Annotated in this window: 14 protein-coding genes; 7 read left to right on the top strand and 7 right to left on the bottom strand. The window is 55.3% G+C overall.

All coding sequences use genetic code 11. The features are described from left to right. The first annotated feature begins 2 nt into the window (after positions 1 to 2). On the top strand, positions 3 to 866 hold the full coding sequence (locus DMG62_17760; GenBank protein ID PYY21567.1) for an NAD(P)-dependent oxidoreductase: 864 nt from the start codon (positions 3 to 5) through the stop codon (positions 864 to 866). Positions 867 to 1,112: 246 nt separating this feature from the next. Here the strand turns inward: DMG62_17760 and DMG62_17755 are convergent, their stop codons facing one another. Continuing rightward, complete coding sequence (locus tag DMG62_17755) at positions 1,113 to 3,902, bottom strand: hypothetical protein (protein PYY21566.1); 2,790 nt, start codon at positions 3,900 to 3,902, stop codon at positions 1,113 to 1,115. 97 nt (positions 3,903 to 3,999) lie between these two features. On the opposite strand from DMG62_17755, the gene DMG62_17750 reads away from it, so the two are divergent. After that, complete coding sequence (locus tag DMG62_17750; protein ID PYY21565.1) at positions 4,000 to 4,569, top strand: hypothetical protein; 570 nt, start codon at positions 4,000 to 4,002, stop codon at positions 4,567 to 4,569. A 30-nt stretch (positions 4,570 to 4,599) separates the two neighbouring features. On the opposite strand, the gene DMG62_17745 is transcribed toward DMG62_17750, so the two are convergent. From DMG62_17745 to DMG62_17735, 3 genes are all read right to left on the bottom strand, one after another. Then, positions 4,600 to 5,571: a recombinase XerC gene (locus DMG62_17745; GenBank protein PYY21602.1), complete on the bottom strand. Its 972-nt coding sequence runs from the start codon at positions 5,569 to 5,571 to the stop codon at positions 4,600 to 4,602. Positions 5,572 to 5,624: 53 nt separating this feature from the next. Continuing rightward, positions 5,625 to 6,545: a recombinase XerD gene (locus DMG62_17740; protein ID PYY21564.1), complete on the bottom strand. Its 921-nt coding sequence runs from the start codon at positions 6,543 to 6,545 to the stop codon at positions 5,625 to 5,627. 267 nt (positions 6,546 to 6,812) lie between these two features. Continuing rightward, positions 6,813 to 7,523 carry a DUF72 domain-containing protein gene (locus tag DMG62_17735; protein ID PYY21563.1) on the bottom strand — a complete coding sequence of 237 codons (711 nt, stop codon included), beginning with the start codon at positions 7,521 to 7,523 and terminating at the stop codon, positions 6,813 to 6,815. Positions 7,524 to 8,010: 487 nt separating this feature from the next. On the opposite strand from DMG62_17735, the gene DMG62_17730 reads away from it, so the two are divergent. From DMG62_17730 to DMG62_17715, 4 genes are all read left to right on the top strand, one after another. Continuing rightward, complete coding sequence (locus DMG62_17730; protein ID PYY21562.1) at positions 8,011 to 9,870, top strand: hypothetical protein; 1,860 nt, start codon at positions 8,011 to 8,013, stop codon at positions 9,868 to 9,870. Between the two features lie 138 nt (positions 9,871 to 10,008). Then, complete coding sequence (locus DMG62_17725; GenBank protein PYY21561.1) at positions 10,009 to 10,971, top strand: hypothetical protein; 963 nt, start codon at positions 10,009 to 10,011, stop codon at positions 10,969 to 10,971. Positions 10,972 to 11,185: 214 nt separating this feature from the next. Beyond that, the gene (locus tag DMG62_17720) at positions 11,186 to 13,360 is read left to right on the top strand and encodes a hypothetical protein (GenBank protein PYY21560.1); all 2,175 of its coding nucleotides are present in this window, start codon (positions 11,186 to 11,188) and stop codon (positions 13,358 to 13,360) included. Positions 13,361 to 13,531: 171 nt separating this feature from the next. Then, entirely contained in the window at positions 13,532 to 14,047 is a 516-nt protein-coding gene (locus tag DMG62_17715) for an N-acetyltransferase (GenBank protein ID PYY21559.1), read from the top strand. Positions 14,048 to 14,184: 137 nt separating this feature from the next. On the opposite strand, the gene DMG62_17710 is transcribed toward DMG62_17715, so the two are convergent. After that, on the bottom strand, positions 14,185 to 15,450 hold the full coding sequence (locus DMG62_17710) for a hypothetical protein (protein PYY21558.1): 1,266 nt from the start codon (positions 15,448 to 15,450) through the stop codon (positions 14,185 to 14,187). Between the two features lie 538 nt (positions 15,451 to 15,988). On the opposite strand from DMG62_17710, the gene DMG62_17705 reads away from it, so the two are divergent. Next, a complete protein-coding gene (locus DMG62_17705; protein ID PYY21557.1) occupies positions 15,989 to 17,470 on the top strand; it encodes a hypothetical protein in 1,482 nt (493 codons plus the stop codon). 325 nt (positions 17,471 to 17,795) lie between these two features. Here the strand turns inward: DMG62_17705 and DMG62_17700 are convergent, their stop codons facing one another. Both DMG62_17700 and DMG62_17695 read right to left on the bottom strand, forming a co-directional pair. Further along, on the bottom strand, positions 17,796 to 18,371 hold the full coding sequence (locus DMG62_17700; protein ID PYY21556.1) for a hypothetical protein: 576 nt from the start codon (positions 18,369 to 18,371) through the stop codon (positions 17,796 to 17,798). Positions 18,372 to 18,586: 215 nt separating this feature from the next. Next, positions 18,587 to 22,654 (bottom strand): hypothetical protein (locus DMG62_17695; GenBank protein ID PYY21555.1); only part of this gene is annotated, 4,068 nt, incomplete at its 5' end.

The following is a 22,654-nucleotide window of genomic DNA, read 5'->3' as shown; positions in this document are numbered from 1 at the left end:
GCATGCGAATTGCATTTCTCGGATTGGGAATCATGGGCAAACCCATGGCTCAAAACCTCGTCAAGGCCGGTCATGAATTGAAGGTTTGGAATCGCAGTCCCGGTAAAACTGTTGATGGAGCGCATTCGGCTTCCACGCCGAGAGAAGCTGCCAAAGATGCTGAGATTGTCTGGCTATGTGTCTCCGATACGAAAGCCGTGGAAGAAGTGCTATTAGGCGAAAACGGAGTGATCGAATCACTGAAACCGAACACAGTCGTCGTCGACTCCAGCACCATCTTGCCCGATGCGAGCCTTAAATTTGCCGAGAAAGTAAGAGCGAAGGGTGGCGACTTCGTCGATGCGCCGGTCACTGGCTCCAAAGTGGGAGCTGAGAGCGGCCAGCTTATCTTCATCGTCGGGGCGCGCGAAGAGACGTTCGAAAAACTGCAGCCGCTGTTCGCAGTGATGGGCAAGAGCGCAGTGCGTGTGGGCGCGAATGGCAAAGGCCTCGCCGCAAAATTATCGATGAACCTGATGATCGCTCTTACCTACGAGGGATTTGCCGAAGCGCTTGTCCTTGCGAAGAAGCAAGGCGTGGATCTGAAGCCTCTGATAAACCTGATCAATCAGTCGATGGTCCGATCCGGAGTTGTGGACTACAAAGCTCCATTTGTAATGGCGCGAGATTTTTCCGCCAATTTCCCCATGCGACTCATGCACAAAGACATACATCTGATGCTCGAAGCTGCCCGCCTAAATGGAGTGAAGCTCCCGGGGCTTGAAACTGTCGACAAGGTCTATGAGTCTTCGACACGCGAGGGCAACGCCAACCTGGACTACGCGGCCACTCTGATCACTTTAGAAAAAGCAGCTGGTGTGAGTTGAAGTAGAAAAAGCAGCTGGTGTGAGTTGAAGTCTTCCAGACCAGGTGGCGCTCAGAGCGTCTTATCCTCAGGCTCCGATGTTAATTACGGTTCCGGCCGCCCTCGGCCGGTACAGTGTTGCGGTTGCTTGGAAATGTGTCGTTCTCGGTTCTCTCAACCATTGATAATGCAAAATACTCAGAGCAAGGAAATCTGACGCCTTGTACCGGCACGGCGGCCGGCCGGAACCACGTAATCAAGATCGAGCTCAGCGGGCAGCTGCAACCTCGTGTTGTGAACCCAAACGCATGTGAAGAACCATCCACATATCCATAACGCGCTGTTTCAGCTCAGTGGTCAGTCTGTCGTAGCTCTTCTCCGAAGCGCCGGCAGTGGCCTCTGGCTCGATGGGAGAGCCGATGCGAATTTGCAGCGCCTGAAAAAGCCTGATTCCCTTGCCGCGTCCCCACGCTTTTTCGAAGCCGTCAACTGCTACGGGTACGATCGGAACCTGCAGGTGCGTGGCAAGAATGGCTGCGCCTTTTTTGAACATTCTGGGCTCGCCGCTTATGCTGCGCTCGCCTTCCGGATACAGCACGAGGGCCTCGCCGTGTCGAAGTCCGTAAGCGCCTGCGCGCATAGCCGGGACCAGGTTTGCATCGGGATCGATAGGCACCAGCTTCATCGAACGCGCGATGCGGCGGAGGATTCCCGTTCCAAAGATCTCGCTCGTGCCCACATAGAACATCTTCCGGAAAATCCGAAATGGGAGATAGCTCATGATCAGGGGAGCATCCATGAAGCTTTGATGATTAGGCGAGAGGATGAAAGGCCGGTCCTGCGGTATGTTTTCCAGGCCGCTGAGCTGAATCCTGTACAGCACCTGGCATAAGTAGCGGGCCAGTCGCGCAGCAACAAACCAGAACATAGTGAAGGATCGTGAGGGAGCAAGTGTCTCGATTACTTCCTGATCGGTTGTTTCTGAGGCGAAGACAAATTCCCAGCCAGTGCCCTTCGTTCCAGTCGCTGACGCATCACGATATTTGAGCAGCGTAGTAATAAGTTCGCGAACGGAATAAACATTCGCTAGCTCCGAGTCTTCAGGATGCGAGTTCAGGGCGCCTTCCAGCGCGACTAGCAGTTCGACGCGTTCCATCGAGTCGAGGCCGAGATCGAGTTCAAGATTATCTTCGGGATGAATCTCGCCTTCCTTCTTACTCGTAGAGCGAATCACAGTCATTGCCTGCTGCACATCCTGAGCGGAGAGCCACAAGCGATCTTCATCGCTGAATTTGCGTTCGGCAGAGAGCGGCTGTTCCGCTGTCCCCTTCTCATTCTTTGTCACACGCTGTCGAATCTGAAAGCGTTTCAGTTTCCGGGTGGTGGTGCGCGGCAGATCTTCCTGCCAGATGTCATAGCTAAGAATGCGTTTGGTGCTGGGGAGTTGCGCTGAAAGCCCTTCGACATCGAAGCGAATCACTTCGCGCGCATTCACGACTCTGCGCTCGCGCAGCACGTCGAAATTAGGGACGATCACCGCGTGCAAGCGCTCCGCCAGGGGCTCACCCGGACGGCTCTCGAGGCCTATGACGCAGATGTCCTTGATCAAGGGCGATTGCAGATAATGCGCTTCGATCTCTTCGGGATAAATGTTCTTGCCATTGCTCAGAACAATGACGTCCTTGCTGCGTCCGGTCACGAACAGATTGCCGTGAGGATCCAGATACCCGAGATCGCCAGTGTGTAGCCATCCTTCTTTCAGAATTTCGGCTGTTGCTTCGGGACGGTTGTAGTAGCCCTTCATGACAATCGGTCCGCGAATCAGGATTTCGCCGGCGGAGCCTTCTGCATGCTGCTCGCTGCGCTCAATGCGGACTTCATTCCCCGGAAGCGGCTTACCAACGGAGCCAAGGACGTTGTCACCCGGCGGAGTCACAAACGCGCCGCCGGTTGTCTCCGTAAGCCCGTAAGCTTGCAAGACGCTGAAGCCCATCTCTTCGAGATCACGGCCGATCTTGGGATCAAAACGGGAACCACCGGTAATGAAGTGACGCATCTTGATTCCAAGCTGCCGATGGACTTTGGCAAAGAATATCTTTCCCAAATTGAGGCGGAGCACATTCCCCACACGCGCTGTCGCCAGTAAGCTGCGGAATCCGATGCGTGCCATTCCACCGCGACTTTCAACTTCCTTCGTCACTCTTTCGTGGATCAGGTAGAAGAACTGTGGAACGCAGGCGAACAGAGTAATCCCGCGCTCCTGCAACGCGCGGAGCAGTTCTGTCGTGTTCAGGCTCTCCAGGTACACCACTCGTGCGCCAATCGAGAGTGGCAGTAGAAGATTTGCCATTTGAGCGAGCGCATGAAACAGCGGCAGAACGCCTAGCAGCGCATCATCTGGCGTGACTCGGATTGTCTTGAACACGGCGTCCGCTTCTGCGCTGAGGTTTGCATGCGTGAGCATCACGCCTTTGGGATCGCTGGTAGTACCCGAGGTGTAGAGGAGAACGGCAACTTCGTTGGCCGTCACCTGCAAGGCAGTGAGTGCGAGAACATTTTGGGAGAGGACCTGATCGAGGTCTGGGAGCGGTGAATTAACGTGGGAGTCGATGACAAACACCCGGCCCTTGGTAGCCGGATCCACGCTGATTGAATTCCAGGCATCTTGGGCGATTTCGACGTGCGCACCGTCGACGAACAGCATAGACGCGCCGCAGTCCTTCAGCAGCTTTGCTACCTGCTCTGATTTGAAGGCTGTATCGAGCGGTACTGCGACACACCCGGCCGCCATGGTTGCGAGATACGCTGCCACCCAGCGCGGGCTGTTGGCTGCCAGGATTGCGCATCGCGCGCCTGCGGAAACTCCCTCCTTCTGTAGCCAGGCGCCAAGATGTTCTGCGATGCGGCGCAGTTCGGCATACGTAAAGCTCACATTCTGGGCAGATGATGTATCTGCTGCAGAGCTGTCGGAGGCGGGCGCTGCGCGCTGCAGTTCCACCGCGACGTTATTTGGATATCGAGTCGCCGTGTCTACGAATCGTTGATAAAAGCTCTGCATGGAGTCTTAGAAACGGAAATTTGCGGCAATCACGAGACGCAAGGCAGCCAGAATTTCGGTGCGGCAATCTTATTAGCTCGGCCATAGGAGGACAACTGTGCAAACCGCCAAAGAACTCTTCGTCCACGAACTCACCGACATGCTCGATGCTGAGCAGAAGCTCGTCGAAGCATTGGGACAAATGGCAGAGGATCACTCTGAAGAACCACAATTACAAAAGGGATTTCAGCAGCACCAGGCGCAAACTGAGAAGCAGGTTGAGCGGCTCCAGCAGATTTTCGAGCAGCTTGGAGAGCAGCCGGAACCTAGCGAATGCAAAGGAATTAAAGGACTGATCGAAGAACGCGATGCCTTCAAGGAAGAAGATCCGGCAGAGGACATCCTTTCCATCTTCGACGTTGGCGCGGCGATCAAAGTCGAAAGTTATGAGATCAACGCTTATAACTCATTGATAAAGCTCGCAGACCAGCTCAACGTGAACAAAGCGGTGAAGCTGCTCAACCAAAATTTGAAAGAAGAAGAGCAGACCCGCACCAAGCTCGAAGCGATGTCGCGCAAATTGAAACCGGACAATCTGGGCATCGAGGAAGAGGAGGAGCAGGAAAAACGTCCGGCGCGCCGTAGTCCGGCATCGGTTAAGAAAGGCCGCTCACGCAGAGCCGCTTAGGAACCCGCTCAAACTCAGGACAACGTCCAATCACTTCGCTCGCGGATGCGTCGCATCGTATACCCGCGTGATGTGATTGGACGTTAATTGCGTATAGCGCTGCGTTGTGGATAGTCTTTCGTGGCCTAAGAGCTCCTGAATAGCGCGCAAATCGGCGCCTTCTTCCAGCATATGGGTGCCAAAAGCGTGCCGTAAAGTGTGCGGATGCACGTCTGACGACAATCCTCGCGCCACCGCAATCGCCTTTACGATGCGTCCTACGCTGCGCGTAGTGAGCGGTCCCGCGCGCAAATTGACCAGAAGCGCCGCGCAGGAGCGCCGTTTTACATCAATCAGGCGCTGTCTTTCCCGCAGATATTCGCGGATTGCCGCCGCTGCGGCGTCTCCCAAAGGCACCAAGCGCTCCTTTTTCCCCTTTCCGCGGACGCGAATCACTTCGTTGGACCACGCAATATCGTCCAACTGGATCCCTACCAGCTCGGAATTGCGCAATCCACAGCCGTACAGGAGCTCGAAAATGACGCGATCACGCGCTGGAAACGCGGCATTTTCCGGCAGATTTGCATCCAGTAAGCCGTTTACTTCCTCCATTGTGGGCACTCGCGGCAGCTTTTTAGGCAGCTTGGGCGTCGAAACCAGCGCCGCTGGATTCGTTTTAACGTGCCCTTCGCGCCCCATCCACTTATAAAAAGAGCGCAATGACGCCAATGCGCGCGCTGTAGAGGGCTTGCTAAGGCCGTTTCCGAGCAGCTCGGAGAGGTATCCGCGGATGGTTAAATGCTCTACGCGGCGCCAATCAAGGCCTTTACCAGCGTAGTTTATGAACTTCGCGAGGTCCTTTTGGTAGGCATGAACCGTATGTTCTGAGGCATTTCGCTGCGTCTTTAAGGCCGCTAAGAACTCGTCAACCCGCCTTTCTGCGGCACTTTTCGCGCTATCGTGCGGCACGTTTGCGCCCTTATCGGAGCTACTTTGCTCCTTTCGCGACCGCAATTGTGACATTCCGGAGCGCGTTTTTGCAGCTGAGAGCGCCGCCTTTTGTGACCTTGAGGACTTCAAGCGGGCTCCTTTTGCGTCGAGATTCGACGCTTTGCGCGCGGATGGTGGGCACGATAAACGCTCTTAAGATGGTCCATTGCGACGTGTGTGTATACGTGGGTAGTCGCGATATCGGCATGTCCCAAAATGGTCTGGACGGTCCGCAGGTCGGCTCCATTGCCCACCATGTGGGTGGCGCAGCTATGGCGGAGCATATGCGGACTCGCCTTGCCTTCGATCTTTGCCTCACGGACGATGCGCCAGACACGTTCACGGGTTAGGCCCGTTCCACTTCGGTCTACAAACACAAGCGGCGAGCGACGCACCCGGCAAAGTTGCGGACGCGAATCCCGCAAATATGCAAGGAGCGCATCGCGCGCCGCAACTCCGAAGGGAACGATGCGTTCTTTGTCTCCCTTGCCGTGTACGATCGCCGAGGAAGCCTGCAGGTTCAGATCCTCCAGCCGGAGATTCACGATCTCCGAGACACGCATTCCCGTGGCATAGAGCAATTCGAGCAGCGCAGCGTTGCGGATTGCGAGGGCGGGATCCTGTGGCTTCGATTTTTCCTGCGCCAGCATGGCATCGATCTCCTCGAGGGTCAGCGACTTCGGCAGAATCTTCCACTGCCGCGGACTCTCGATGTTCAAAGTGGGATCGTGTTTGATCTTCTTATCGAGCAAAAGAAATCTATAAAAATGCCGCAGCGCAGACAGCTTGCGCGCGCGACTGCGACCATCGACCATGTTCGCGGTGAGCTGTTCAAGAAACGCAAGCAGATTGGGACGCGCGGCATTCAGCAGCGTACGCTTTCGTTTTTCCAGGAACTCGGCGAGCTGCCTCAGATCGCCGCGATAGGCATCGACGGTGAGCGGAGAGAGCCCTTTCTCAACTTTCAAATACGCGAGAAACGCGAAAAGGATATCGGGAGTGGACATCAGGAATATTGTCGTTCGCAGATCAATGTTCCGGCTTAGGGGTGCCGGGAGAGTAACCAAAAAGCTTTGAACACGCTCTCGACTACGTGGTTCCGGCGGCCCTCGGCCGGTACAAGGCAATGCCCAAAAATCTTTGAACACGGAGGACACGAAGTACACGGAGGGATTCGGAACCCGTGGCACGGCACAGCAAATACTCGCGATTAAAACGCGTAAACCTTATGAACGCAAGAATCAATCCCTCAGTGCTCTCCGTGTCCTCCGTGTTCAATCTTTTCGCAGTCGCTGTAACAGCTTCCTGGCGTTGATTGCGCCTTCCGGGGTGTCTTCGTGCTTCAGGAAAGCATAGACTTCGCGTTCCTGGGCTGCTGCGCGCAGGCGCTTTTCTACTTCGTCGATCTCTGCATCGCTGTAGTCGGACTTGCGCAGGCGATAGTACGTGAAGTTTGCGGTGAAGACCTCCGGCACGGCTAGTTCATCGCTCTCGGCTATGCACAGCGCGACGTTGTGCTCGCGCATTAAGGAATAGATCGAATCGTTAAACCAGCTTATGTTGCGGTACTCGATTGCCGCGGGCGCATCTTTGGGAATGATCTTCAGGAACTTCGCGAGGCGATCCGTGTCGGCCTTGAGGTTCGGAGGCAACTGGAAAAGCACTGGGCCTAACTTACGTGCGTGCAACAGCGGCTGCAGCGCGGCAAAAAAGGAATCGACATCCTGATCAACGTCAGTCAATCTCTTGATGTGCGTGATCCTCTGGTGCGCCTTGGCAACAAACGTAAAATCCGCGGGCGTAACCGTCGCCCAATTCTGCAGTGTCGTCACCGCCGGCCGGGCACGGAAAGTGTAGTTAACTTCTACGCAGTTGAGCTGAGTTGAGTAATAGTCGAGCAGTTTGCTCGAAGGGGTTTTTGCCGGATAGAAGTCGGGCTTCCACGTAGGATATGCCCATCCTGAAGTTCCAATATGGACTTTCATAAAGCAGCGATAAGCAATAAGCGATAGGCAATAAGCTACAGCAAAGGCAAATGCAGGATCCTTCCCGTCAAGGATAGTGTGTAAGAACGTTTTCAGGAAACATTTCCCGGGCGATCAAAAGACTAATCCGCACCCAGTACTCAGCAGTTGTTACTCAGAGAGTGGGTCAATCAATTCCGCGCCTGCAACGACAACAAGAAGATTTGCACAGCTCACACCGCGAATTTTGCCTTGACAATGCTCCGGCAGGTAGTATCGTCAGCTTACTTTCCCCGCTTCTACCCCCACAAGCAGAGCAAGTCCCCAACTAGCGGCCCTGGTTTCGAACCCACGGAATTTACATAAGAGATCGAGTGAAAATCTCGCTCTTCGGCTAGAGATCGAGTTCTCACGGAACTTCATTCGGCTAAGAGACTGTTGGCCCAAATCGGCACTTTGGTGCGCGACCTCAACGCCACTTATCTGTGCCCTGAAAAAGGAGACACATATGTTACTGGCCCGGCTTGGAATTCGAACTCAAACCATGGGGACGCTCGCGACATTCATAATGGCGTTTGGAATGCTTTCCTATGGCCAGGATCTACTGCCCTCTCCCATTGATTCAACCCATAATCCACCGACCGAAGTGGCAACCACAGCCCAGGAAAATGCGGCGGCTAAGAACGTGATCATGGGATGGATGGTTAAGAATCTCGGCAGCAAGATGGCGATGAAGGATCCTATGCAAGAATTCGCCATGACCAGCTTGTTCAAAGACAACACAAATCAGTGGAACAGCCAGTTGACGCAGATGTTCAATGGCATTCCAGTTCGGCGCGGCCATCTGCAAATTAACGTTGTGGAAGGCGCTGCGGACGCCTCGCATTGGTCCGGACAGTATCTGAACGATCCAGAGGTGGATACAACTCCGGCTCTAAGTCAACAGAAGGCAATCGAGATCGCCAAGAAAAAGCTCAAGCAGATGCTGAAGCAAAAAGGCGGCGAGATCGAAGACAGCGCCGACGTCGACAATGGCGCAGCAACTGCCGGGAATTCGAATCGTCCCGACAGCTCGTTGCTCGTCGACAGCGGCAAGTTACCGGTTGCGACTGCAGCCCTGGAGATCCATCCTGGTGATGGTCCGGGAAAACGCAAATTGACGTATCACGTAGTAGTAAGAGGACACTCTGCGCAAGGCGAGGTTCAGCTGCATGCCTGGGTGGACCAAAATGGGAACATTGTCGAGGCTTACGACAACGATCAGGCTGTTTGTGTCGACGGCTTGGGCGCCACCCTTTACCAGGGTTATCAGGGGCTGTTCTCTGGCTTCTTCTATGGCTTTGGCTCGTACTTCAAGATGTTTCCGGCCTTCGGCGGATATGTATTAAACGACACCTGCACCCGGTGGGGGACGTTTGACAACTACAACACTGTATCAAGCACCTACCAGGCCTTCAGCCCGAGTGTGATCTTTGGGAACCTCGCCACCTCCGATCGCGAGTCTACCAACGCCGATGTTGCACTCGCGAGTCGCCAGACTTACACGTTTGAGTTTTATGTGCTGGGCAGGAATGGTCCCGATAGTTTTGGCGGACCGGGCTACTACGGTTCCGTTGATGGCTTGGGACCACTGGTGAGCGCTCGGAACCACGTAATGACGAATTGGGTAAATGCGCGGTGGGATGGTAGTGCGACGAACTTTGGCGATGGCGACAACGTGACTTCAGGTCCCCTCACAAGCCTCGACATCGTCGCGCACGAGTGGCAGCATGCGGTTACGCAGTACACCGCCAACCTGGTGTATGCAGATGAATCCGGCGCGGTAAACGAGTCGTTTTCAGACATCATGGGTGCCATGACGGAAAGGTATTGGTACGGGGAAACTCCTTACTATGTTTGCGGCCTGAACACGTGGAAGATGGGGGAACTGGCGTGGACGCCGGGCAATGGTAATTGTGACGCGCTGCGTTACTTCTACAGTCCCGAATCGGGCAACCAGCCACGCTTCTATCAGAACCGTCAGATCGGAGGCCTCGACAACGGTGGGGTTCACACCAATTCGGGGATTTCCAATTACGCGTTCTACATCATCTCCAAAGGAGGATGTGGTTACTTCTGCATGACTGCATATCCCAGTGGAATCGGCGCCTCTGCAGCGACCAACATCTTCTGGCGGGCGGAGCGCGTATATATGGGTCCATTTGATGGTTTTGCGGAACTGCGGCAAAAAACCATTTGGGCTGCTGGTGACAACTACGGACGTGGCAGCCTGGTTTGGGCGCAGGTTCGCGATGCGTGGGACGCTGTCGGTGTCCCCAAAATGTGCACTTTCAACTTCTTCGGTCTTTGCCTGTCTTACGGCGACTAGTTCGCGGGCTGGAGATAACTGCAAACGCGTGGCGCGCGCTCGCCAGCGCCACGCCTTTAACTTCGACGCTCCACAGGTTTTCCCATCTGCTTGTGAAGCGGGATGACAATGCCTGGAGACCGGTGACGGTAAACCAGTATGTTCAACAAGAGAACACTGCTTTTCGCCAACTTTCTTATCTGGTTCCAACTTCCTTTGTTGGCGCAGGTCCCAATTACTAACCCTGCACTGCTACCAGAACCGAACCCAAGAACTTCGACCGTGGCTCTGCCATCAGTTCCGGCGGATGAGGTGGTGCTCACGGTGGGAAGCATCAAACTGACAGCCGCGCAATTCGATGCCATTGTCGAAGGCATTCCTGAGCAGTATCGCGCCGGCGCGCGAAGTACGGGACGCAAGGCGTTTGCCGAGAACGTGGCTAAGGTGCTCGTACTCGCGCAGGAGGGTAAACACCTCAAGGTAGATGAATCCAGCGTTTTCAAATCGCAGGAAGAGTTTCAAACGATGGGTCACCTGGCTGCCGCCGCGGTCACTGAAATTACCAATCACGCGAGCGTGGACGAAGCTCCCTTGCGGGCCTATTACGAACAGCACAAGGCGCAGTTCGAACAAATTCACGCGCGTCATATCCTTGTGCGGGTGAAGGGTTCAGTAGCGCCCGTCAAAGCAGGCGAAAAAGACCTTACTGAAGATGAGGCGCTAGCCAGGGTTGAGCAATTGCGGAAACAGCTCCTCAGCGGCGCTGATTTCGCCGCATTAGCAGCCAAAGAATCCGATGATGCGGCCTCGGCAGCACGAGGAGGAGAGTTGGATGTCTTCGGCCACGGACAAATGGTGCCGGAGTTTGATAGAGCTGTCTTCGCACTCAAGGTAGGCGAGATCAGCGAGCCGGTGAGGACCCCGTTTGGCTATCACCTGATCAGAGTGGACACCAAGGAGGCACGGCCATTGGAAGAGCTGCGCCCGGAGCTGGAGCGTCGACTCCGTCCAGAAGTCGCCCAGCAGATAGTCGAGGACTTGCGCAGGAAAGCGACCGTAACCTTTGACCCAAACTTCTTCGGTGCCCCTGTCAAGGAAACAACAGCAGCAAGCAAGCGATAGGCAATACGCTACCGCCTGAATTGGAATCGTTGCTCACCGCTTGCGCAGGCACTGGGAAACTAAGATAACGCCGATTTTTGCCGTCCAGTACCCGTCTCCAGCAGATCCAAGACATCCTTACGCTTCGACTAACCCTCTTTTCCTACAGCAATCGTCATCATCGCGATTGAAAGGCTTTGGCTTCATGGAATGCTGGTAGGGAGAGAGAGCCGTTTTGACAGCGCCTAAGAATTCGCATTTATTCCTGGTTAAAGGTACCGGCTTTCGCTGGGCGACGGTTCCGATCATTATCTGCCTGGCTGTAACCAGCTTGCTCCTCTGGATATTTTTCCGTGTCGTCGATTTGAAACCCAAGGTTAGCGAAAACTTTTTCTTTTCAGAACAGGATCCGCAACTGCGGGCGGACAATCAGATCCTCAAGTTGTTTCCCGAACCGCCGCAGCTCATCGTTGCCGTGGCTGGGGACATCCGGTCTCTGCCTTACTTACAGCGTGTGACAGCGCTTTCAGACGAGTTGGCGAATGTGGCCGGGGTCAGCAGCATTGAGTCGCTCAGTCGCGGGCCGAAGGATATTGACGATGCGCTGAAGAGTCGTTTGTGGAGACGGCTCCTGATCGCCGAGAACCAGAAGGCGAGTTACATCTTCGTGATCCTGAAGAGGAATGTGAGTGAGGCGACTGTTCACAGAATTGAGGCTGTGCAGCAACGGTTCGAGCGGCCGGGATTCAAGGTCGTGATCTCGGGCGTGCCATATGTAAGCGAATTGATTGCACGAAACCTGGCTCGCGACCTGCGCGTCTTCAGTCTGGCGGCGGTGTGTATCTTCGGCGTGGTGCTGCTCCTGATCTTCCGCTCGCTTTGGATTCTGCTTGGGACCTTCATCGCCTGTGCCGATTCGAGTGCCTGCACATTGCTTGCGAACCAGATGCTGCATATTCCCATTGGACCGCTTACCGCCAATCTCTCGACCATGGTGTTCGTGATGACGCTCTCCCCAATGGTTTTCCTTACCTTCAACTGGAAGCGGATTCGCGGCGAGCGGCAGGCTGAAGGAAGAGGACCAGTATGGGAAGCGGTGAAGCAGACAGTCACACCCTCGTTCTGGAGCAGCACCTGCATGTTTCTCGGATTCATCAGCCTGCTGCTGGTTCCGTCAACTCCGATGCGCCATCTGGGAATTGCAGGCGCGATTGGAGCCACGATGGCATTCCTCGCAGCGTACGCCATCTATCCGTGGTTCCTGCAGCTAGCCACGCCGCCGAGCGAACTGCGGTGGACCAAGGCATTCGAATCGCGCATGCGATCTTTCTTTTCCGAGCGGCACGGGCTGATCGTTGCGGCCATGGCTGTGTTCACTGTGATCGGGGCATTGGGTCTGATGCGACTGAATACCGATCCGGACCTGCCTTCGTATTTCAAAAAAGGAAGCGATATTCGAACTGGACTCGATTTCGTCGACCGGACCGGCGGCAGCAGTCCACTGAAAATCATGATTGAAGACCGTCAGCGCGTGCCTCTGAACACCAAGGAGGCTTACAAGCGCCTCTGGGGTCTGCAGGAAGCGCTCGAGAAGGACCCAGCCGTCGGGCAGGTGTCGTCGCTTCCTGTTGTGCTGAGCGAGGCCAAGCGTCCCTGGTTCTCGATCTTTCTTTCGACCGAGAAGGAGATCAAGATCCTCGACCAGCCGAAGTACGGCGAAATCTCCAGCCAGCTGGTCACCGCCGATCGGGAGAGAACTCTATACCTGCTGCGCATGCACGAGACGCAGCGAAGGGGTACGCGGGGCGAGGTCATCGAGCGGCTGAAGGGAATCGTGCAGCGCAACGGGTTCCGCGTGGTGCTGGTCGGAGGCACCTACAGTCTGCTCGATCAAATGGCACGGCTGGTGACCTCCAGCATCATCTCCGGGGTGCTGATTCTGATCGGCATCTTCGTCGTGATGGGATTTGCCTTTTCGCGATCGTTGCGAGTGGCAGGAGCGATGCTGGTGAGCCTATTCATCATTCCCGTAGTGGTCCGAGGATACATCGCTTACATGGGCATGCCGCTGGACTTCATCACTGCTTCCGCCGCCAATCTCGACCTGGGCATGGGTGTGGACGCGATGATCTATCTCACCATGTTTGCCCGACGCGAAAACCGTACCCTCGACTGGAGCGCATGGTCGAAGGCGTGCTCCCACCTCTGGCAGCCGATTGGAACTTCATTGCTGGTGATTTGTTGCGGCTTCGGCATCTTTCTTCTATCGAATTTTCCGCCTACGCAGCGCTTCGGAATATTTGTGATCTTCGGCTCCGCGACCGCGGCGGCCGCCGCCCTGTTCACGTTTCCCTGGCTGGCAAGCAGTGGGCGCCGCATGGAAAAAGTCGATCAGGCGCGAGCTGCATAAACCGGAGCTCCCGGCATCAGCGAAGTCACTTCCCGCAGAGCTGCGATCGATACGGCGGCCGGCGGCAATTCGCTAAACTTACCAAGACAACAGCAACACCAGAATCCAACATGGATCTTCGCGGAAAATGCATGGGTTCAAACCGATGCTCTGGAGTGCTCAACTGACACAATGGAATTTGATCTTCAACCAACTTTAATCGGCCACCTGGTTGAGGTACGCCCGCTCGCCCTTGGCGACTTTGACGCTCTTTTTGCCGCAGCCAGTGATCCGCTCATCTGGGAACAGCATCCAGAAAATGATCGCTACAAACCCGAAGTCTTTCAACGGTTCTTCACTGGAGCGATTGAGTCCAAGGGCGCCTTTGCGGTAATTGATCGCCGATCGGGTCGAATCATTGGAAGTTCTCGCTATTGGAACCTGAATCGCGACGAGGGTGAAGTAGAGATTGGCTGGACTTTCCTGGAAAGGGCGTTCTGGGGTGGAGCGTACAACCGTGAACTGAAATCGCTGATGATCCAGCACGCGCTGCGATTTGTGCATCGCGTGGTGTTCATTGTGGGAGAGAAGAACCTGCGCTCGCAAAGAGCATTGGAAAAGATTGGGGCGAAATTTCTGAGGGAGATGGATCGTCCGGGGCCGGATGGCAACATGCGGCGCAACGTTGTGTTTGCCATCACGCGATAAGAATCGAGCGGCGAACTCGAGCATTGCGCGAGAGCCACTTAGAGATTCCCGAATTGTTTAGCGCTGGTGGCAATGCAATCCTGGAATCCGTGTTGGTCGGTGAAGTCTTCGCGTGATCCGCGGCTGCGTGAATTCCTCTAGGCCCGCGCTCCGGCAATAGCGCTCTTCTCCGCGACTTCTACAGGGGAAGGCAGCACTTTGGGTACGATCGACGGAGGCTTCGCCTCCGATGCTTTCAGAGCTTTTCTCCACTGGCGATGCAGCAGGGCCGGCACAAAGAGGCTTAACGCGAACACAGCGGCCAACATGAGTTGTTCGGCGTTGGTCAGTGCTGCCCAGCCGATCAGCCTGGTTCGCGCGAAATAGCCGATCAACACCGTCCATGCGTACACCTGCAGCGAGGACTGCCCCAGCAGCGCCAAGCCACGGTAAAGCAGCCGGGGAATCAGCCGGTCGACGGTACGTGGAATGGAGGCAATGACTGCGACTGTTGCAGCGAAGTCCAGCAAGCGAAGCGGCAGCAGCAAATGGCGCTGGTCAATGTGATACACGATCACCTGGCCGATAGCGCCGGGGAAGTGAAGGTGGAAGAAAGACCAGTGCCGCAGGACAAAGAAGACGGCTACCAGGGCCCACGAAGCTGCTACCACAGCCCGGGGAAGGGAAACCGAGCGTCCGTGTTGCAGCCGCCAATACCCCACAATCATTCCCGAAACGAACATCAGTTGCCAGGCAAGGATATTGAAGGTGTAATGAGCTAACTGAGGTACGTACCACGAGACCGCCCACAACGCAACGCTGAGCGAGCCCACCAGGACCGCTCTTCGTCGCGCCAGCAAAGCCAGCACAATGGGAGCGCCCAGCAGGAACAACACATACATCGGCAGGATATCGAGGAACGTCGGCTGCAGCTTGAATATCGCCGCGTTGAACAGAAGAACGACCGGATTCGAGTGGATCGGTAGATATGCCGGAACAACGCCTTCGCGCGCGGCCCAAAACAGCAGAAGCACCATCAACAAGTGAGTAAGATACAACTGGCCGGCACGCCTGAACGCCCTGCGGATGACTGCCCGAACTCCGCTAGTCCAAAGCAGCTTACCAAGCAGCCATGCGGTTACCAGTCCCGAGGCAAAGACGAATACCTCTGCCGCATTGACGATTCCGAAGGGCTGGACGACAAAGCGCCACAATACCGTTGGCGGCAAGTGGCTCCATGTCATGACAACGAGGACGAGACCCCGAATTGCGTCCACGCGGTAATCGCGCGGTACTCCTAGTGCGCGTACGGTACTTCCACTACGCATACCTGAGCCCAACCGCTCCCACTGTTGATTTGCTTCCGAGATCTTCTCCCACTTTGGTGCAATCGGCCTGCCATCGAAGGCGGCACGTGAGAGCACGTTAGGGAGTATTAAAGTCTTTGATTTCAACAAATCCCCGGAGGTGCGGGCGCCCTGCCAGGCAAACCTCTCAGATGGCTGGTTCACAGGTGATTGGTCAATATGTGCAAACTATTGCAGTCAGCGAGTAAGGGATTGCCTAGCGAATTGCAAGTAGACGAAGTCAAAAGCATTGAACACGGAGGACGCTGAAGAAAAGTCAAAGGCATTGAACACGGAGGACACGGAGGGCACTGAGGAAAAGTCAAAAGCGAAGACTTAGCAACTAATATTTTTGCCTTTCGACCTTCCTCAGTTTCCTCAGTTTCCTCCGTGTTCAATTGCCTTCGAGACTGCGCATTTTCCGGATGACTATCGGCGCTCTTCCGCACACCCTCGTTAATCGGCCAAACCGTTGGCCGTCCCTTCCATTGATGTGGTTATCCCTACATGCTGGTGTTGACGTCCGAAATCGGGTAACAAACTAGCGCCTGAGCACGTCTGGTTGACCTGAAAGCGAACTACTGCTCGAAAACTTAATTGATGGAGGTGTGTCTCTATGCGTTCGAAGCGATTCTCGTCCCCGGTCATGGGTGCGATTCTACTGTTCAGCGCGGTTACTGGTTTCTGCGCTGCCTCTCCTGATTCCCAGAATGGAAAGATTCCGATTACGACCAGCTCCGAAGAGGCCAGGAAGGAGTTCCTGGCGGGGCGCGATGTTTTCGAGAAGCTGCTGGCTCAGGAATCTCTCAAGCACTTCGATAAAGCCATCGCGCTGGATCCAAACTTTGCCTCGGCGGAGCTAGCGCGGGCGAACAGCGCTCCCACAGCGAAAGACTTCTTCGCGCATTTGAATAAGGCGGTGAGCCTGGCCGACAAGGTGTCGGAAGGCGAGAAACTGCTGATTCTCGCGAATCAGGCGGGAGCGAATGGCCGGCCGGCGGAGCAGAAGCAATTGCTCGACAAGCTGGCGGCGGCATACCCGGAAGATGAGCGCGCGCAGTTCAACCTTGGCGGATACTATTTTGGGCTTCAGGATTACGAAAATGCGCTCGCGCATTACAAGAAGGCAACCGAGATAGCTCCGAATTACTCGCCGGCTTACAACTTGCTTGGCTATGCCTACCGTCAGCAGGGAGATTATGCGAAGGCTGAAGATGCCTTCAAGAAATACGTTGAGCTGATTCCCGACGATCCGAATCCCTATGACTCTTATGCTGAACTTCTGTTAAAGATGGGCAAGTTCGAGGAGTCGATTGCGCAATATCGCAAGGCTCTGTCGATCGATCCTCACTTCAATGCTTCCCATTTTGGGATCAGCGCAGACTTGATGTACCAGGGCAAAGCTGACGCCGCATCCAGCGAGCTGCAGAAGATGGCCGAACAGGCGCGCAATGACGGCGAACGCCGCACGGCGTATTTCGGGATGGCGGTGCTGGCGGCCGACAGCGGCAATCCGGAGAAAGCCCTGCAAGCCATCGAAAAACAGTACGTAATCGCCGAGAAAAAGAACGATGCTGCAGCGATGGCGGGAGATCTGCAGGCCAAGGGAAACATCCTCTCGGAGATGCAGCGTTACGACGCGGCCGCTCAGCAGTACGACCGCTCTCTGCAGGTCGTCCAGGCATCCGGACTCTCGCAGCAGATCAAGGAGAATGCGAAGCTCCAGCGTCAATTCAGTGCGACCACGCTCGCGCTTGCCCGAAAAGACATCGCGGCGGCAAAAAAGAATGCAGAGGAATTTCGCCAGGGTGGTGAGGCGCAGCAGAATCCGGGGCAGCTGAGGCAGGCCCACGAGCTGGCGGGAAGAATCGCATTCGCGGAAAAAGACTACGACAAAGCAATTGCAGAGCTCGAACAGGCGAACCTGCAGGATCCTCGGAATCTGTACCGCTTGAGTCAGGCCTATCAGGTGAAGGGCGACTCAGCCAAGGCGCAGGAGTACGCGAAGAAAGTGGCGGATTTCAATTCGCTTCCCGCACTGAACTATGCCTTTGTTCGGGGCAAGGTGCAGAAAGAGCTGGCGGCGAAGAAGATGTGACGCTTTGGTCGTGAATCGGTACTCCCTCGGAGGGTTCATCATGAGGGATAGCGAAGTGCGCTGAATTCCCAACGGTTTTCATCCTGAGCCCCTCTTTTGGGCGAAGGACCTCCCGAGATGATTGGGAGATAAATGCGGTGTCGCGGCTTTTCGGCAAGAGATCCTGCCAAAGAGCCATGACGCCGCATTTAATTCCGGCACATCGCGGGAAATCCTTCGCTCAAAAGAGGGCCCAGCACTACAGGCTTTCGATTCTCACAAACTCTATGAATCGATCCCCTGAAACAAACCAAGCCCGTAAGCGTTTTCGAAGGATGTTAATCCCTTATTGGGAAGCGGCCGGATTTGTCTTTGTCTCCAGCCGGGTTAGCGCTTTCTTCGCGTCCGGGGCGAACTTGTCGTTGGAGGGAATCTTCAGATAGGTCTCGTAGTTCTTTATCGCTTCTCCAGACTGGCCCTGCAGATCGAGCACTTCAGCCAGGCGATAGGTGGCGATGGCGTCGCCGGGTTTGTAGAGGAGTGCTTCCCGGAAGCGGTCTTCGGCGGCACGATAGTTCTTGCGTTTTAGATAGAACTCGCCTACTTCGATGTCCTTTTGCGCCTTGTGCGGATTCCATTGGTGCATCTCGCTGACTTCGTTCACCTCGCTATCAGGATGCTTGGCGGCGTCGTCTCCCGGCGGCGAGATATCGATCTGGGTTTGCTTGCTCGAGCTTTCGTGGTCGCCGAGCGGCGGAGCGGGTTGCTGATCGTCGGAATGCGGAAGCGGGTCGGAGGCTTGGGGGGCTGGTTTCTTGTGTTCGGCCGAGTTCTGGGCTATGCCACTGCAGCACAATGCTGTGGATAGGACACCGAGTAGTAAGACATTCGTACGGAACTGCATAGGGAAATTGTAGTCCAAGGCGTGGCAGTGCAGTCTAGATGGCTGATCGTAGTCTGCAGAAATTCTGACATCCTGAGCCCGTGTGTTGGGCTGAGGATGGCGGGCAGTTCAATGGCCATTCCCATAATGGAATGAAGTAATGAAGGCGGTACGGCTACAAGTGTCACTAACAGCCCGTGAATCCTGATTTGGAACGTCGAAGGACTTGCTGCAAGATGCAGCCGCCGTCGGCGTCAGGGCAGCAATCCAAACGCGGCGAGCTGTCCGTTAGTCGCAACAAAGACCTTACCATTGGCTACGAGGGGAGCTGACCACTTGGCTGTGAAATCCAGCGCGTCGCGTGCGCCGCTGGCCTGATTGCTGTTGTAAAGCTCTTTTGTGAGATCAGTCGCATCGAATGCATGCAACGATCCGGGACCTTGGACTCCGCCTCCTTCTGGATCGTAGTCAACCCGTTGGACAGCCCACAGGATCGCATTAGCGTTTCCGTTGGAAGAGACTCCCAAAGTGGCGCCCGGATAGTTGAGGAAGAGCGACGACACGGAAGTAGGCGAGATTGACATCAGTCCATTGTTTAAGGTGAAACTCTTCAAATTATCTGCGTCAGCGCTGAAGAAGAGACGCCCATTCCAATAAACCGGAGCCTTGAAATTTCCGGTCGAGAGGTTGTGATGAGGAAAGATGTTAACAATGCTCTGCACAATCTGATTGTCGTTGAGCGGGTTGTAGTGACCCAAATTGTCCCTGTCTACCAGATAAATCGTTCCGTTCTTGCCGGCTGTGATGGCCAGGTGCGGATGCGGGCCGGGCTGATCTGGCAGCAGCAGAACTCCTCCTGAACCAAGATCAATATCGTCATCATTCATTAATTGCTGATCGTGCGGCGTGAAGTAATCAAGAAGCAAGCCGCTGGGGCTGATCTTCAGAAAGCTGTCGCCGAAGTCCCACCCTCCCTGGTCTGCGTCGAAGAGGCCGTTTCCGGTAACGAAATAGATGTCGTGAGTTGAATCGGTTGCCAGACCGTCTCCGCTTTGCCACACGCCTGAACCTTCACCGCCGCCTGTACTGCCTCGGTTCCCCGGGTCATTGGGACTCGTATTAAAGACCATGACCTGTTCCAGGGTGGAAGCGTCGTACCCCAGAATCCAGCCATGATACGGTCTATTGTCTCCGTGAGCGCCGAAAGCTATGTACACGATACCGTTGTCCAGCAGCAGCGCCGCGCGCTGATTCTGATGCAAGGGCTGGAATCTAATTACACCATTGAACGCTCCATCCCCGTCTCCTGGCACGCTAGCCTCAATCTCTTTGGGACCGCCGAACTTTTCCGTTCCCGTCGCGAGATCGAGGGCGTGGAGGTGATGGAACCAGTAAATGCCGGTATCCTGGAACTCCTTTCTCTTGGACACGACATACAGCGTGTTAGTCGTGGGATCGATTACGGGACTGCCAGTAATTCCGATTTCGGGAGAAATATCGCAGCATTCGTTTGTGTCGTTCGGGGGCACAGTGGTAACGGTCGTCCCATTTATGAAGGTGACATGCCACAGCGGATCAGGTTGACGTCCGTCGGCATCGAATGCATACACGCTGTCGTGCTCTGTCGCGACATAGACCACATTGTGCGGACCCTTTCCGGGAATGTTCACATTCGGGACATATAGAGACGAAGCGTCGGCGGTTCCGTCGATCGCATAGCTGAACAGTTTTCCGAACTGCGCCACTCTCACGTTGTTCGGAGTAAGTACAGTCTCGCTTGGATTGAGACCCGTCCTGAGTTTGTCAATGTCTCTGGTGTAGGTTCCCGGATAATTCGTCACGTACACAGTCGCATTTCCAATTTGCGGCGGCGTGGCGGAGCTCGCAGTTACGGTATGAGCGCCTACGGACCCTAGCGTTGGAGTGTACAGACCAGTGGTAGTAATCGTCCCAGTCGCAGCCGAACCACCAGCCACGCCATCCACTGACCAAGTGAGGCCGCTGCCACTCACGGAAAATTGTTGAGTGAGAATAAGTGTCAAAGTAGCCGTGCCCGGAGCAATTGCTACAACCGCCAGCGTGCTTGCGCTAGCCACATTCGAATATGCGCTGAAGTTCGCCGCAGCGTCGGTTGCGCGAATTCGATAGGCATAGGTGGTGTTCGAAAGAATTCCCGTGTCGCTGTAGGCAGTCACTGAAGCCGAGGGTGTAGCGACCTGCGCGAAGTTCGTGCAACCCGCGTCTTGACAACGCTCAACCAAATAGCCCGTAACCCCCACATTATCGGTAGACGCTGTCCAGCTCAAATTGAGTTGGGTTGCGCTCACCGCGTTGAGCGTCAAACTGCCAGGCGCGGAAGGAGGTTGAGTATCGGCAGCGGCGATAGCAACCAGATAAAGGACTGCATCTCCGCTGAAGGGCTGCGTAAATGGTTGGTTGCCGGGCGCGCTGACCGTGATGGTTCCTGTCGAAGCTACTGTTAACGAACTTGGATTGAACCATTCATAGATGTAAGTCGCAGGCACGAGACTTACCGTAAACGTGCTCGGAGAACCGGGCTCGTAGACGAGGTATTCCACTCCAGGATTCGCCAACGCGAAGCCGGTTGATGACAGCTCGGGGTGCGGGCTCATCGCCGCCAGATTCATCCGGTTCGCATAGCTCACGATACCCTTCCCCATGTTGTCGCGGAGATTATCCCAGCGCGTATCCGGGGCATCGCACACTCCGTTCACAGGGTTACGGCATAGATTCCGGTTATCGGTACTCCAAAAGACGGAGTAGGGATCCATGAAAATCACACCATTTCCATTAACAAAATTCTCCCAAAGGTAGTTGCGGTTGGCTTGAACGTTGTCTTTCCACATCCCGAAATAGGAATGATCACTGTCGTTGATGTCCACCTTACATAGCGGCGTGCCTAAAGTGCCGCAACTGCTCGTGGGAGAAATCCTGGCTTTCGGTGCCACCCAGTCAGCCTTACTGTTGTAGAGCGTGGAATCCTGCGATCCATTGTTGATGTCGAGGGTGGGGAACCCGACTGGATGCTGCATAGACTGGGTCGACTCATAGCTATGGATCAAGTCGATCATGTGTCCTTGCCACCAGCTTCCAGAATTGATCGGTGCTTCTTCCGAAACCTCCCAGAGCACGTTCGGTAAGTCGTTCAGTGTGTCGATAACCCTCTTTACATATGTATCCTGGAAGTCGGTGATCGCATTCGGCGCGGTCATCGTCATCGAGCCGGTGCCGCCGCCATCGTCTACGTTGTTGACGTTATTGCCTGCGCTGAACGGATACCCATCACCAGCGCAACGGTTATCGGTCAGCTGTAGGCCGTCAAACAGCTGAACAATCGCATAGATACCGTTCTGCTGCAGTTGCAGCACTCGAGCACGGAGGCGATCGAAGTAGGACTGATCAAAATTCGCGAGATCGAAAGCAGGAAGGCCGTCAGACGCGTTCGTACTTCCCGTGCGCTGCCACGGGAATTGCACAACATGCCAAGTTCCTCCTGCGCCCCAGTTACAGAACGTGGGCAAGTCCTTCTTCCAAAGGATGGTCACGTTGTTACCGTGTACCTTCAGGAAGTTTACGTAACCATTGAAATCGAAGGCCGCCGGCGAAGAACTCTGATCCATATCCTGGAAATCATTCCAAGTATGGGAACCAGAGAGGAGAATCGCCTTCCCGCTACCATCTGTGAAATAGCGCGGGTTGCTGGCGAGAGCCCGCAGCGGCCCAGTCGCGCCGGTTAGCGGCGTTACCATCTGGCTCAGCGCGGAAGATGTGCTCGACAGGAAGTTCGTATCTCCGCTATAGACAGCCGTGATCGAATGCGTTCCCAAGGCAAGCATGGAAGCGCTGAAAGCAGTTTGGCCGGAAGCCAGCGGCGCCGTGCCCAGGCTGGAGTTGCCATTGTTGAAGGTCACTGTCCCTGTGGGCGTGCCACGAGGACTGGAAACGGTCGCCGTGAACGTGACGGAGATGCCGACCATCGACGGATTCTGCGAGCTGGTGAACGCGATCGATGAAGAAGCCTGATTCACCGTGATGGTCACACTCGCAGTTTGCGTGGTGTAATCGGTCGTGTCAGTCGGAGTAAATGTCGTCGAGAGCGTCTGGTTCGCTCCCGCATTCAGCGCCGTGCCCGCTGCTGGCATGAAGGTGAAGGTACCGGGAACGTCGGAGTTGGCGTTCAACTGCGTCTCACTGAGTGCTATGCCATAGGTGATCGCCGCCGGAGTCGTCCACGTGATCATCGGAGTCGCCTTGCCGATGGTGAACAGAGCCGTGTTCGAGGTGATGTTGTAGTTGCCCAG

The sequence above is a fragment of the Acidobacteriota bacterium genome, assembly GCA_003225175.1.
Lineage (GTDB): Bacteria > Acidobacteriota > Terriglobia > Terriglobales > Acidobacteriaceae > Gp1-AA112.
The sequence above is the reverse complement of the archived record's forward strand: the minus strand, read 5'-3'. Positions and strand labels throughout refer to the sequence as shown.

What these genes read in the sequence shown, in the direction of transcription:
- DMG62_17740 (PYY21564.1), bottom strand. Translation starts at nt 6,545, where the DNA reads ATGTCCACTCCCGATATCCTTTTCGCGTTTCTCGCGTATTTGAAAGTT.
- DMG62_17705 (PYY21557.1), top strand. Translation starts at nt 15,989, where the DNA reads ATGCGTTCGAAGCGATTCTCGTCCCCGGTCATGGGTGCGATTCTACTG.
- DMG62_17760 (PYY21567.1), top strand. Translation starts at nt 3, where the DNA reads ATGCGAATTGCATTTCTCGGATTGGGAATCATGGGCAAACCCATGGCT.
- DMG62_17745 (PYY21602.1), bottom strand. Translation starts at nt 5,571, where the DNA reads ATGTCACAATTGCGGTCGCGAAAGGAGCAAAGTAGCTCCGATAAGGGC.
- DMG62_17730 (PYY21562.1), top strand. Translation starts at nt 8,011, where the DNA reads ATGTTACTGGCCCGGCTTGGAATTCGAACTCAAACCATGGGGACGCTC.
- DMG62_17725 (PYY21561.1), top strand. Translation starts at nt 10,009, where the DNA reads ATGTTCAACAAGAGAACACTGCTTTTCGCCAACTTTCTTATCTGGTTC.
- DMG62_17715 (PYY21559.1), top strand. Translation starts at nt 13,532, where the DNA reads ATGGAATTTGATCTTCAACCAACTTTAATCGGCCACCTGGTTGAGGTA.
- DMG62_17755 (PYY21566.1), bottom strand. Translation starts at nt 3,902, where the DNA reads ATGCAGAGCTTTTATCAACGATTCGTAGACACGGCGACTCGATATCCA.
- DMG62_17735 (PYY21563.1), bottom strand. Translation starts at nt 7,523, where the DNA reads ATGAAAGTCCATATTGGAACTTCAGGATGGGCATATCCTACGTGGAAG.